5 protein-coding genes and 1 pseudogene are annotated in these 14,909 nt (G+C 50.4%); 4 read left to right on the top strand and 2 right to left on the bottom strand.

Going from position 1 to position 14,909, the window contains the following annotated elements; all coding sequences use genetic code 11:
* Window positions 1–110: 110 nt before the first annotated feature.
* Window positions 111–278 (bottom strand): hypothetical protein, encoded by a 168-nt coding sequence (locus ACO052_RS13095; RefSeq protein WP_422104222.1) that lies wholly within the window; start codon window positions 276–278, stop codon window positions 111–113.
* Between the two features lie 636 nt (window positions 279–914).
* On the opposite strand from ACO052_RS13095, the gene ACO052_RS13090 reads away from it, so the two are divergent.
* From ACO052_RS13090 to ACO052_RS13080, 3 genes are all read left to right on the top strand, one after another.
* Complete coding sequence (locus ACO052_RS13090; RefSeq protein WP_422104224.1) at window positions 915–8,228, top strand: BspA family leucine-rich repeat surface protein; 7,314 nt, start codon at window positions 915–917, stop codon at window positions 8,226–8,228.
* Between the two features lie 26 nt (window positions 8,229–8,254).
* A complete protein-coding gene (locus ACO052_RS13085) occupies window positions 8,255–10,924 on the top strand; it encodes a lamin tail domain-containing protein (protein WP_422104220.1) in 2,670 nt (889 codons plus the stop codon).
* 1,330 nt (window positions 10,925–12,254) lie between these two features.
* Window positions 12,255–13,118 (top strand): proprotein convertase P-domain-containing protein, encoded by an 864-nt coding sequence (locus tag ACO052_RS13080; protein ID WP_422104223.1) that lies wholly within the window; start codon window positions 12,255–12,257, stop codon window positions 13,116–13,118.
* Window positions 13,119–14,348: 1,230 nt separating this feature from the next.
* On the opposite strand, the gene ACO052_RS13075 is transcribed toward ACO052_RS13080, so the two are convergent.
* Window positions 14,349–14,609, bottom strand: a complete 261-nt coding sequence (locus ACO052_RS13075; RefSeq protein ID WP_422108097.1) for a hypothetical protein — start codon at window positions 14,607–14,609, stop codon at window positions 14,349–14,351.
* Here ACO052_RS13075 and ACO052_RS13070 point away from each other — a divergent pair.
* Window positions 14,584–14,868: pseudogene (locus ACO052_RS13070) on the top strand (proprotein convertase P-domain-containing protein); the annotation flags it as partial. The gene ACO052_RS13075 and the pseudogene ACO052_RS13070 overlap by 26 nt on opposite strands.
* Window positions 14,869–14,909: the final 41 nt, after the last annotated feature.

Below are 14,909 nucleotides of genomic sequence, written 5' to 3'. Positions count from 1 at the left end.
AAGCCAGCCCCTTGGATCGTGGGCACACATGGCGTTGCGGCCCAAGACCCAATAATAAAAAGAATGGACAACAACATTACAAATACCAGGACATAGATGAACAGACACAATCATAAAGACAATGGGATGACCCGTAGGAAAGCCGTAGCAAAGCTCGGAAAATACGCCGCCCTTACCGCACTGGGCACATTCGTTATACTCGATCCCTTAAGGGCACAGTCCTCGTCCCCACCGGATCCCGGAGACAATCCCTTTGATTGAGCTGCTTGCCATGCCATGGCAGAACCGTTTTACCTTATGGCCAAAAACGGAAGGGGCATCGCTCGCTACAACCAGTCTTAAATGATGCACGCTATTTTGTTGAACTTTTTAAAGGGGTAAGATTCAGGTCAGCAAAATGTGCAAAACCCCCTTGAGCAATTAAGGGGGTTTTCTGGTTTAGAACGGTGAAAATACGGCCCTCAAAATAGGCTGGTCGCCCCGTGACCATGGGATTCGGAGGACCCAGGGTCCTTAGAGCCCTAATACGTGATAACACGTAGTTATTACGTGTTGCTTCTTATTTCAGGCCATGAGGTCCGAGTGTATATTAGACCAAAACTTTTTAATAACCTCTTTAGTTATGTACCAAATCTATTTTTTAAACGAAATTTTTATGTGTTGCCTTTTGTGTTCAACAGCACTCATGGGACAACATCAAAATGAACCCTGGACCTTAACACCGGCCCAATAGCGTTCTGCTGAGACAGTCGACTTGGCACGCCTTCAAAACGAAACCGCTAAGCGATTGGCCACTTCCAAGGTTACCAAAGCAGGGGATACTCGTAAATAGCATCCGTAAAGCCGATCGTTCCTAGGAGCAGTAACTCCTCTCGCAATAGTTAAAGACACTATATAATTAAAAAACATAAACTATGAAACATACATTTATCCTCTTCGTTATCTTATGTATAGGTGTTACTCCATTGAGCTGGGGGCAAGATACTACAGATCCAGTTGCGGCATGCCAAAATATTACCGTACAATTAAACGCCAACGGTACTGCTTCTATTGTGGCGGCCGATGTTGATGCTGGATCCACTGATGACAGTGGTTCGGTCACCCTGTCTGTGGATATCGATACCTTCGACTGTGACGATCTGGGTAGCCCCGTAACCATTACGCTGACAGCCACGGATCCTGCGGGGAATACAAATACCTGTACCGCCACCGTGACCGTAGAAGATCCTTTTAAACCTGTTTTTACAAACATTGCAGGAACAGGTACCGCGACCGATCCCTTTACCTCGATCGATCCCGCAGTAATTGGAAGTACCTCGGGCACCTACTACTTTTCTTTCAACGGCAGTACCTTTCAGGGCGTTCTGGATGAAGGGTGGCTCATGGTACTGAACTACGTCCACCAAGCGGGAGACAACTCCGAACTTGTGGTACGGAACTCGGACCTGCCACTGAAAGGGTCATCCACATTGGGGGACAGTGAGGCAGGGACCTCAAACTGGGGGCATATCGGAAATACGCTGGCCAATGCCATCGATTTTGAAGAGATGCGTCTTTACGGCCAGACCTCGCGAGACCCCGGTGATATCATCGACTTTACCACCTCATATGCAAGTGCGGTGGACTATGTAAAGACGGGGTCGGGAAGCTTTGCGGGTATCAACAATACCGCCAACTACAACCTGCTTTCCTCGCATACGGCCTCCATACCCCAAAATGCTCCCCACACATATGGAAATAGGGGGGATAGAGCATTGACCGAGTTCCCGTTCTTTAATGGTGGTGTGGCCCACTGGGGAATACGTGGATTAGATAGCCGTTGGGAAGTCGATGATATTACCGTTGGTAGTAATCTAAACGCTTATAGTACCATCCACAGGGTGTGGGTACGCGGGGACCTCTCACCTGCTTTCAGTACCACGAGTATTACGGTACAGTTGGACGCTTCGGGAAACGCAACGGTAGCTGCCGGTGATTTTTCAATTACCGCTACGGACAACTGCGGTACACCAACGCTCAGTTTAAGCCAATCCACGTTCACCTGTGCAAATCTTGGAACCAATACCGTTCAGTTGAGGGCCACAGATGCGGATGGTAATGTTACCAGTATTGACGTTGAAGTGACCGTGGAAAACAGTACACTTCCCTCATTTACTGCCTGTCCGGCCGACGTCCTTAGCTGTAACGCTACCGTCACCTATACACCGCCCTCGGTATCGAACAGCTGCTTCCCCACCGTTCCGACCACTGCACCCTCAGGGTTCTCATCGCTAGGGACCTTTGGCAACAGCACCTATTTTATCTCGGACCAGAATACCCATATTGGCACGGCATATGCCAACGCCGGGGCCAACGGCTATGATCTGGTAACCATCAACTCGCAGGCAGAGAACAACGCTATACAGGCATTGGCCACTAATCTTAGTGGGGCCAATCGGCTCCTGATCGGGTTCAATGATCCCAACTTCACAAATGTTGATTACGAGTGGCAGAGCGGACAGCCCGCCACCTATACCAATTGGGGTACGGGACAGCCCAACGATGTTGGGGGTAACTATGTGGTAATGGTGACCAATAGTGGTAAATGGGATGATGCAAGAGGTAACTATACCGGGGCCCGTATGGTCATCGAGTACCACGACTACAGCACAGGGCCCATACTGGCTTCGGGACTCCCCTCGGACTCTACCTTCCCCTCGGGGACCACGACCAACGCCTTCTATGCCAAAGATGGTGCCGGCAATTCGGCGACCTGTTCCTTTGATGTGACCATCACCAATACCCTATTGAACAATTGTCCCGCTGACATCACGAGTTTTAACAGTACCATCGACTATACAATGCCAGAGTTACCGGACAACTGTGGATTACCCACCCTTCCCACCTCTGCACCCTCCGGGTTCTCATCACTGGGCACCTTTGGCAACAGTACCTATTTCATCTCAACAGCCACCACCTCTGCCAGTGCAGCATTTACCGATGCACAGGCCAACGGCCATGACCTGGTGACCATCAACTCACAGGCGGAGAACGATTGGCTAAAGGACCAAATAAGTGCGCCTATCATTATAGGGATCAATGATGTTGGCACCGAGGACGACTATGTGTGGCAGAGCGGACAGCCCGCCAACTATACCAACTGGGCCAACGGCGAGCCAAACGATACTGGAAACTATGCAACAATGGGGACCAACGGAGAATGGAGCGATGTGGGTGGATCCGATAGTGGAAAGGTCGTCATCGAATACCACGACTACAGCTCGGGCCCGATCCTGGCCTCGGGACTGCCATCAGGTTCGACATTCCCCTTGGGGACCACGACCAATAAATTCTATGCCAAAAACACTTCTGGAACCATCGAGACCTGCTCCTTTACGGTGACCTATGCGTCTAACACGGCCCCGAGCATCACCAGCTCCGTTACCCCGAGCGTATCGGAGAACCAGACCGCAGCGATCGATGTGGCAGCCAGCGATGACTACGATTCGGAAGGCTCGGGACTCACCTATAGCTTTAGTACCGGCAACAATGGAGGTACGGACAACGGCCTGTTCAGCCTCGATACGGCCACGGGGGTGGTGGCCTTTATCAGTGCCCCCGATTATGAGAACCCCATTGACGATGATACAAACAATGTCTATCTAATACAGGTCACGGTAACGGATTCTCAAGGGCTGACGGGTGTAGAGGATATTTCCATTACGGTAACCAACGTGGACGAAAACCCTACGGCGGTATGCAAGGACATTACCGTACAATTGGGCACCAATAATGCTGCTACCATCGTGGCATCCAATATTGATGATGGATCCACTGATGACAGTGGTACGGTCACCCTGTCTGTGGATATCGATACCTTCGACTGTGACGATCTGGGTAGCCCAGTAACCGTTACGCTGACAGCCACGGATCCTGTGGGGAATACAGATACCTGTACCGCCACAGTGACCGTAGAAGACAGTACACTTCCCACATTTACTGCCTGTCCGGCCGACATCTCTAGCTGTAACGCTACCATCACCTATACACCGCCATCGGTATCGGACTGCTTTCCCACCGTTCCCACGACTGCACCAACCGGGTTCTCATCGCTCGGGACCTTTGGCAACAGCACCTATTTTATCTCGGACCAGAATACTCAGATAAGCACGGCATATGCCAACGCCGAGGCCAACGGTTATGAGCTGGTGACCATCAATTCACTGGCAGAGAACAACGCTATACAGACATTGGCCACTAATCTTAGTGGGGTCGATCGACTCCTAATCGGGTTCAATGATCCCAACTTCACAAATATTGATTACGAGTGGCAGAGCGGACAGCCCGCCACCTATACTAATTGGGGTGTGGGACAGCCCAACGATGTTGGGGGGAACTATGCGGTAATGGTGACCAGTAGTGGCAAATGGGATGATGCAAGAGATAGCTATACCGGGGCCCGTGTGGTGATCGAGTACCACGACTACAGCACAGGGCCCATTCTGGCTTCGGGACTCCCCTCGAGTTCGACCTTCCCATCGGGGACCACGACCAATACGTTCTATGCCAAGGACATCTCCGGAAACGTTAATACCTGTGCGTTCAACGTAACCATAAGCAATGCCATATTGAACAATTGTCCTGCGGACATCATAGCGGACTTTAACAATACCATCATCTATACCCCGCCCACATTGAATAATTGCGGATCCCTCCCCACCGTTCCGACTTCAGTCTCCGGGTTTGAGGAGTTGGGGAGCTTTGGCAACAGTACCTATTTTATTTCAACCGGTACCACTTCCATAACTGCGGCCTATAACAACGCACAGACCAACGGCTATGAACTGGTGACCATCAACTCACAGGCAGAGAACGATTACCTGAAAGACCAAATAAGTGCGTCTATCATTATCGGGATCAATGATGCTACCACAGACGATACCTATGCGTGGCAGAGCGGGCAGCCCGCCACCTACACCAACTGGGCCAACGGCGAACCAAACGATACTGGCGCCTATGCAACAATGGGGACCAACGGAGAGTGGAGTGATGCAGGTGGATCCTTTACCGGAAAAGTAGTCATCGAGTACCACGACTACAGCGCAGGCCCGATCCTGGCCTCTGGACTGCCCTCGGGTTCCACATTCCCCGTGGGGATAACAACCAATGTATTCTATGCCGAGAACGACTCCGGAAGCTCTGAGACCTGCTCCTTTATAGTGACAGTTGTTCGCGAAAATTTCGTCACCACTTGGAACACGACCAATAATGGCTCTAGCGGTAACCTTATCGTTATACCCGCTGTAGGGACCTACGATATTGACGTGGGTAATGACGGCACCTATGACCTATTCGATAAGAACGGGACCACCACTGTGGATGTTACCCTCTATAACTATACCGCTGGGGAGATAAAGTTAGTCCTTCGCAATGCCGCCTCCGGGGCTGGGACTCTGACCGGGATAAAGTTCAACTATGGGGGAGATAAAGAAAAGCTGCTCTCCGTAGACCAATGGGGAAGCAACATATCCTGGAGCGCAATGCAGAATGCATTTAGCGGCTGTAACAATTTGAAGATCAAGGCGACCGACGCCCCCGATCTGAGTGGAGTCACCAGTATGTCCCGTATGTTCGATGGATGTGGGGCACTTATCGGAACGACAAGCTTCCCTAACTGGAATACAAGCAACGTGACCAATATGGAAGCCCTGTTTGAATCTGCAAACTCCTTTAATGGGAATATCAGTTCTTGGGACACGAGTAGCGTAACCAATATGAGAAGAACATTTAATGGAGCAACAATCTTTAACCAGGACATCGGTTCCTGGAACACAGCCAATGTGACTCATATGGGTGGGATGTTTTGGAATGCATCCGCCTTTAACCAGGATATCGGTTCCTGGAACACGTCCATCGTGACTAATATGACCAACACATTTGCGGGAGCAACTGCCTTTAACGGGAACATCAGTTCTTGGAACACTAGCAACGTGCAAAGAATGGGTCAGATGTTTATGAATGCAAGCGCCTTTAACCAGGATATCGGTTCTTGGAACACGAGCAGTGTCTGGAATATGAACAGAATGTTTTGGAATGCAACTGCCTTCAATCAGGACATTGGCGGTTGGAACACAAGCAATGTGACTTTAATGGATCAGACGTTTATGGATGCAAGCGCCTTCAATGCGGATATCAGTTTATGGAATGTGGCCAAAGTGGAGACTATGGGCGGAATGTTCGATAATACGTCATTTAACCGGGACATCGGTTCCTGGAACACGGCTAGCGTCACCAATATGTCGGGTATGTTTGCAAGTAACAGTGCCTTCAACCAGGACATTAGTGGTTGGAACACAAATAGTGTGACCACTATGGCAAATATGTTTCTGGAAGCATCCGCCTTTGATCAGGATATAAGTAGCTGGAATGTTAACAATGTTACTAATATGACCGGTATGTTCAAAGAGGCAAGTGCCTTTAATCAGAACCTTGGCGATTGGGACCTCAGTAGTTTGAGCACTGCCGAAAATATGTTCGAATCTGCAGGCTTATCCTCACTCAACTATGATTCTACCTTGATTGGCTGGAGCACCGACACCAGTGGTTCTGCAGATGATAATACCGATGACATCCCTTCCGTAATCACTTTCCATGCAGGCACCAGCAAATACTGTTTAGCAGCAGCAGCACGTCTAATTTTAACCAGTGATCCATACAGTTGGGTGATTACCGATAATGGGCAAGCCACAGATTGTTATGTGAGCTTAGCACCAAAAGCATATCTGCAAGGTGCTGCTATATCCCCCATTACTAACGAAGAGACGTTGATGCGTGATGACCTGAGGGCAGGTAATCTTTTACCCACCACCAGTCCCTATACCGATGGGCTTACCTGTGACGCATCGGTCTTCAGCACCACGGGAAGCAACGCTATCGTAGACTGGGTATGGGTGGAGCTGCGCGATGCTACGGATAGCACCATCGTAATCGATGGCCGTTCGGCACTCTTGCAGCGCGATGGGGATATTGTTGATATAAATGGTACATCATCATTGGTATTCTATCAATCCTCAGGCAATTACTATGTGGCCATTAAACACCGCAACCATGTCGGCATCATGACCGCCGCAACGCAGACGCTGGGCACTACCACAGCCGCTGTGGACCTATCCTCCAACCTGACCGCGGTAGAGGGCGGAAGCAATGCACTGGTACTGTTGGCCAACGGATCGTACGGGATGTACAGCGGCGACCATGACGGCAATGCACAGGTACAGAACGCGGACGCCAATGCCGTGATCCAGTTGATAGGCGGGTCGGGCTACGATGCCGCAGACATGGACGCCAATACACAGGTACAGAACACGGACGTCAACATACTGATCAGCCCCAACATTGGCCGTGGGGCGCAGTCCGGCAGGAACATGCCGACCGGACCGATGTCCAACGACGTCGCTCTGGCCTTTGCCAATGCGCAGATCACCAATGACGGCACCGATGATTTCTACGAGGCGGATATCCTCATATCGAGCTCTACGGACCTATACATCGGCTCGGGACAGGTCTATATCGATTACGCCAACGGGGCCTTCGGGCAGAACGTATCGGCCAACGGCAACATAGAATACAGCCAGCCCGACGGCTCCATACTCGGGCACAGCTTCGGGGCCTTCGCACCGGCATACAAGGATTTTGTGCAGAACGACAACACCGCATCCAGGGTCTCACTGTCATTCCAGCAGAACATCGCCCTGGCAGGCTTGCAAACCGCAACGGAACTTCAGGTGAACGCAGCACCGAAGGTCCTGTTCCATATCAAGATACGCTATCAAGACGCCGCACAGGATGCCGGTATCTGTTTCTTTAGCGACGGGGTCTTCCAGGACCAGTTCTTTACCGCATGCGGAGGAACCGGAACGGCGGACTGTACCAATAGCCCCGGCACACAGATCACCGATGATACCTATGACTGTTCGCAAGCCGGAGTGGGTACACTCGGTATAGCCGGCAACGAAGATAATCGCATAGCGCTATATCCCAACCCCGCAAGCGCCAGCTTCAGCATAAAAGGACTGGGCACCATGCACAGCGTGAGGGTATACGACATCAGCGGAAGGCTCATCGTACAGGAGGAAAGGCACGATGACAGACCGATAGATATGCGCCCCTATGACGACGGGGTCTATCTGGTGGTGATCGGCAATGCAAGGGGGGCCGTAACCAAACGATTGATAAAGAAAAGCCATTGACACAAACCGATAATTATAAAACGACCATGAAAACAAAACTATGCACGGTACTGTTGGTGCTCCTGGGCACGAACATCATTAATTCCCAGGCCATTACACTGACATTTGCCAATCCGCAGATCACCAATGACGGTACCGACGATTTTTACGAAGCAGATATCCTCATCGCAAGTACCACGGACTTTTATCTCGGTTCGGGCCAAGTTTACCTGGACTATAATACCGCAGCTTTTGGGAGCAATATATCCGCCAACAACAATTTGGACTACGGACGGCCAGCGGGGGCCATACTAGCCCATAGCTTCGGCATGTTCTCGCCGGCATACAAGGATTTCGTACAGAACGACAATACCGCATCAAGGGTCTCACTGTCCTTCCAGCAGAACATTGCTTTGGCAGGCCTACAGACCGCGACGGCCATACAGGTCACCTCCACACCGAAAGTACTGCTGCATATCAAGATACGCTACACCAATGCGGTCGAGGCTCCCGGCATACGTTTTTTCAGTGATGGCGTATTCCAGGACCAGTTCTTTACCGCATGTGGCGGAACCGCCATAGCGGACTGTACCAATAACCCCGGCACACAGATTACCGATGACAGCTATAGCTCTTCGGGAGCGGCATTCCAAAGTACGGGAAAACTCGTCATCAGCGAGATCATGAAAAACCCCAGCGGGGTCACCGATGCCAATGGCGAGTACTTTGAGCTCTACAACGATGAGACCTCGCCCGTCAACCTCCAGGGCTGGACCGTTTCGGACGGTGGGACCGATACCCATACCATAGGCAACGGACTGATAGTAAAGCCCGATGGCTTTATCGTTCTTGGCAGAAACAGCAATTCCACGACCAATGGAGGCGTGACCGTGCATTACCAGTATTCCGGAATCGCCATGGACAATACCGCCGACGAGATCATTTTAACGAATGGGGCCTCTACCGAGATCGACCGCGTGGAATACGATGGCGGCACCAATTGGCCCAACCCCGACGGTAAGGCCATGATATATACGGGAAGCAATATCGAGAACAACAACAGCGGGGCCCTTTGGCAGGCCGCTACTGCCGCGGAGGGCATATCCCCGGACCTGGGATCCCCCGGAAGCAACGGTAAGGGACAGATCGTCGACTGGCTCGTTTTTGATACCAACGCATGGAACAGGAACCCTTCGGGGAGCACGGGCGCGAAAAACGCCCTAATACGTGAATCGGAGGCCCTAACCCTCGGCTCGGACATCAGCCTGCTAAGCCTGACCGTCGAACCGGATGCCGATGTGACGGTATCCTCGTCCGTTACCCTCAGTATCACCGATATCATCCTTGAATCGACTTCAACAGAATATTCGAGCCTCATCTCCGATGGCACCCTATCGGGCACCACGGTCACCTACAGGAGACATGTCAACCAAACGGCCACCTCGGGAGGCAACGACCTCATATCACCGCCCGTAACGGGAGGGAGCTTTGACGGCCTGTTGGCAGCAAACGGCAACATCCCATCAAATACAGCGGGCACGATATACCTCTTCGGGCCGTTCGACAAGACCTCGGGAACCTATACCAACTATTCGAGTACGGCCACCGATGCACTGACGCCCGGCGTGGGATACAGGGCCGCAACAACGGACAACGGCACACTCGAATTTAGCGGCGGCATCAACCAGTCCAACGTCAGCGTGGCCATATCCGATTCCGGTCCGCTCGAGTTCAGCAAGTGGAACCTCGTCGGAAACCCATATCCCTCCTATATCAACGTACAGGCATTTTTGAACAACGCCACCAATGCCGCTCTGCTGGAAGCCAACAATGTGGCCATCTATGGCTACGATGGCGATGCTTCCGACGGCTGGACCGTCCATAACCTGAACAGCTCCACCTCGGCTACGGTCATCACTCCGGGACAGGGCTTTTTTGTCGCCGCCGGGAGCGACGGCAACATCAGTTTTACAACGGGAATGAGAAGCCACGGGAGCACCGATGATTTTATATCCGGGCGCTCTACGGACGACAACCGGCATTTAAGGTTGCAGCTTAGCGGCAACGGCAACGTTTCACATACCGATCTTTATTTTAACGGCAGCTCCACATACGGCCTGGACCCCGGGTACGATGCCGGGGCGTTCGGCGATGTGGCCGGTGCGTTTTCGATCTGTTCGCGATTGGTCGCCGACGATCTGGGCGTCGATATTGCCATCCAGTCACTGCCGCAGGATATCTTTGCCAGCGACGAACTCGTTCCACTCGGGATAAACGCCAGCGCCGGAACGGTTTTGACCATTGGCATAGAGAGTTCTGACCTGCCACAGGGCGTGGATATCTACCTGGTGGATGTACAGGAGCAACAGGTGGCCCACCTTAACACCGAAGACTTTGGTATAACCCCTACCGGAGACCTTAACGGGACGGGGAGGTTTTACCTCGGCTTTTCCAACGGCGTCCTATCCACGGGAAGCCACGAGATCGACCGAGTGAGGGTCTATGCCCGGGAAGGGCATATCCTTATCGAGGGACAGCTCATTGAGGACACCGAATTTGGGCTGTACGATATACAGGGCCGCTTGGTCATGCAGGGCGCGTTGGAACCCCATGTGACGGTACGGCATATAGAGACCGGTGCCCTCAATGACGGCGTTTACCTTGTTGAGCTCAATAACGGTCATGTACGGAAAACACATAAGGTCATATTGGACTGATCGCAAAGCATAGGCTACGGTTTAAAAAAAACGGTTATTGAAAAGGGTCATGATACATCGTCCTTCCCTGGGATTGAATTAATAGCGAACAAGGGGTCATGGCCCTTGAATAACCGGCAAAACCCAACTCTTTGTACTGAGGGCGCACATGGCGTTGCGGCACAAGACCTAATTAATAAAATGAACAGCATCACAAATACGAGAACATAGATGGACAGACAGAACCATGGGGATAACGGGATGACCCGTAGGAAAGCCGTATCAGAGCTCGGAAAGTACGCCGCCCTTACCGCGCTGGGCACATTCGTTATACTCGACCCGCTAAGGGCACAGTCCTCGTCCCCACCGGACCCCGGAGACAATCCATTTGATTGAGCCGCTTGCCATGCCATGGCAAAAAACGGAAGGCATCCCCCTACACGGCCAAAAACATTAATCGATGCACGCTATTTTGTTGAACTTTTCAAAGGGGTAAGGATTCAGGTCAGCAAAATGTGCAAAACCCCCTTAAGCAATTAAGGGGGTTTTTTGGTTTAAAACAGGGACATACAAACCGTACGTGACAGAGGGTGTTATCGCTGCCACTAACCTTTCTATCCTTAATTTCTCGTTATCAAAGCTGGTTCTTTATGGTCGCAAAAATATGTTGATCGTCTTGTGTATGATTCCACTTTAAAATGTCCATTAAAATAAACAATCCTATCGCTAATACTGCTCGGTATTATATGTGTTGTGCGACTTATCGGCTTTTGGGGTAGCGTAGCCAAACTAGTTTCAGGTTATTTTTTTAATTCAGATATAGGAACGCCTCCTAAAATAGGACCACTTGTGACAATATGACCAAAAGATGCGAAGTTTTTAAGATGATATAAGGGATAACACGTATTTATTACGTGTTGCTTCTTATTTCAGGCCTTAAGGTCCGAATGTATATTGCCATATCATATTAGCTCCTTATCAAGTATGAACCCATTTACCTCTATAGAACTTTTATGGTTTGTCCCTTGTGCTTTATGCACACCTCCCCTCTTACAGCGGAGATTCAAAGTAAAAACCAAATCCCAACCCCCACCCATGATCCATGTTATCCTTTGGAAGCAGACAAGGATGGGGCCAAAGCCGAAAATAACAAATCGGTCCACGCCATTTACTATAACAAAAATCGCAGACACCAATGATGGAGTCCGTGGTTCTGGTTGCCCCATACCAGAGGCAATTGCCCTAAAAAGTGTACTACAAAAACAGCTATGGCTGTACCCAAATCAAACGGCGCCTTTAAGCCATTGACCAACCCGATGAATCATACCAAATCAATTAACCACTTATAACGATGAAAACACAATTACAGAACATGCGATTGTTGCCTGCGATAGCAGTCAATAGTCCAAATATTACCGTACTAAAATTTTTTCCGATAGTATTGGCCCTTGGCCTGTGCCTATCCTCTTTCCAATTGGCTTTCGCCCAACTGACATTCATTGGAGGTACCGGGGCCATTCCGGACGACGAATGCCCCACCAATACGTCATTTACGGCCACATCCACGGCTGTGGGCACCTTCGGGACGGATATCAACGACGTTTATTTAGAACTCGATATAAGCCATGCGTGGACAGCGGATCTAAAAATTCGCCTGTTAAGCCCTGGGGGGGGCATCCTGGACCTTGCAAGCGGTGTGGGAGGTGCCGGTGACAATTTCACCGGGACCGTGTTCCGGGACGGGGGGAACAACATTACTTCTGCGAGTGCCCCGTTTACGGGAGTTTACAAGCCCCAGGGGGGTACCTTTGCATCGGCCTTTTCGGGGGAGGCATCCAATGGGGTCTGGACCCTGCTCATCTGTGATGACGAAGGTCTGTATTATGGCACCTTGAACAGCTGGTCCATGACGTTCGACATAGGTTCGGACCCGGTCATTAGCTGTACCAACGATATCACCGTCAACAACACGAGTTGCTATCCGACGATAAGCTATTCGCCCCCTTCGGCCAGCGATACCGAGGACGGGACACTGACCCCAACACGGACCCGGGGACCGGCCACTGGGAGTACCTTCCCCGCCGGGGATACCGTCGTCGAATTTTCGGTCACTGATTCCGATGGCAATACGAGCACATGCCAGTTTACGGTAACGGTACATGTCACCATTCCGCCATTGATTAATAACAGACACACAACAAGTCATACCCCTTGAATAACCGACAAAAGCCAGCCCCTTGGATCGGGGCGCACATGGCGTTGCGGTCCAAGACCCAATAATAAAAGAATGGACAACAACATCACAAATACCAGGACATAGATGGACAGACAGAACCATAGGCATAACGGGATGACCCGTAGGAAAGCCGTATCAGAGCTCGGAAAGTATGCCGCCCTTACCGCACTGGGCACATTCGTTATACTCGACCCGCTAAGGGCACAGTCCTCGTCCCCACCGGATCCCGGAGACAATCCCTTTGATTGAGCTGCTTGCCATGCCATGGCAAAACGGCTTTACGTCATGGCCAAAAACGGAAGGCATCTCCCTACACGGCCAACAACATTAATAGATGCACGCTATTTTGTTGAACTTTTTAAAGGGGTAAGGATTCAGGTCAGCAAAATGTGCAAAACCCCCTTAAGCAATTAAGGGGGTTTTTTGGTTTAAAACAGGGAAATGCAAACCGTACGTGACAGAGGGTGTTATCGCTGCCACTAACCTTTCTATCCTTAATTTCTCGTTATCAAAGCTGGTTCTTTGTGGTCGCAAAAATATGTTGATCGTCTTGTGTATGATTCCACTTTAAAATGTCCATTAAAATAAACAATCCTATCGCTAATACTGCCCGGTATTACATGTGTTGTGCGACTTATCGGCTTTTGGGGTAGCGTAGCCAAACTAGTTTCAGGTTATTTTTTTAATTCAGATATAGGAACGCCTCCTAAAATAGGACCACTTGTGACAATATGACCGAAAGATGCGAAGTTTTTAAGGTTATATAAGGGATAACACGTATTTATTACGTGTTGCTTCTTATTTCAGGCCTTAAGGCCCGAATGTATATTACCATATCATATTAGCTCCTTATCAAGTATGAACCCATTTACCTCTATAGAACTTTTATGGTTTGTCCCTTGTGCTTTATGCACACCTCCCCTCTTACAGCGGAGATTCAAAGTAAAAGCCAAATCCCAACCCCCACCCATGATCCATGCTATCCTTTGGAAGCAGACAAGGATGGGGCCAAAGTCAAAAATAATAAACCGGTCCACTTCATTTACTATAACAAAAATCGCAGACACCAATGATGGAGTCCGCGGTTCCGGTTGCCCCATACCAAAGGCTATCGTTCCAAAAAATGTACTACAAAAACAGCTATGGCTGTACCCAAATCAAACGGCGCCTTTAAGCCATTGACCAACCCGATGAATCATACCAAATCAATTAACCACTTATAACGATGAAAACACAATTACAGAACATGCGATTGTTGCCTGCGATAGCAGTCAATAGTCCAAATATTACCGTACTAAAATTTTTTCCGATAGTATTGGCCCTTGGCCTGTGCCTATCCTCTTTCCAATTGGCTTTCGCCCAACTGACATTCATTGGAGGTACCGGGGCCATTCCGGACGACGAATGCCCCACCAATAGGTCATTTACGGCCACATCCACGGCTGTGGGCACCTTCGGGACGGATATCAACGACGTTTATTTAGAACTCGATATAAGCCATGCGTGGACAGCGGATCTAAAAATTCGCCTGTTAAGCCCTGGGGGGACCATCCTGAACCTTGCAAGCGGTGTGGGAGGTGCCGGTGACAATTTCACCGGGACCGTGTTCCGGGACGGGGGGAACAACATTACTTCTGCGAGTGCCCCGTTTACGGGAGTTTACAAGCCCCAGGGGGGTAACTTTGCATCGGCCTTTTCGGGGGAGGCATCCAATGGGGTCTGGACCCTGCTCATCTGTGATGACGAAGGTCTGTATTATGGCACCTTGAA

It is taken from the genome of Winogradskyella sp. (genome assembly GCF_965228925.1).
In the GTDB taxonomy this organism is placed as follows: domain Bacteria; phylum Bacteroidota; class Bacteroidia; order Flavobacteriales; family Flavobacteriaceae; genus Winogradskyella.
This window is presented reverse-complemented; position numbering and strand designations above follow the sequence as displayed.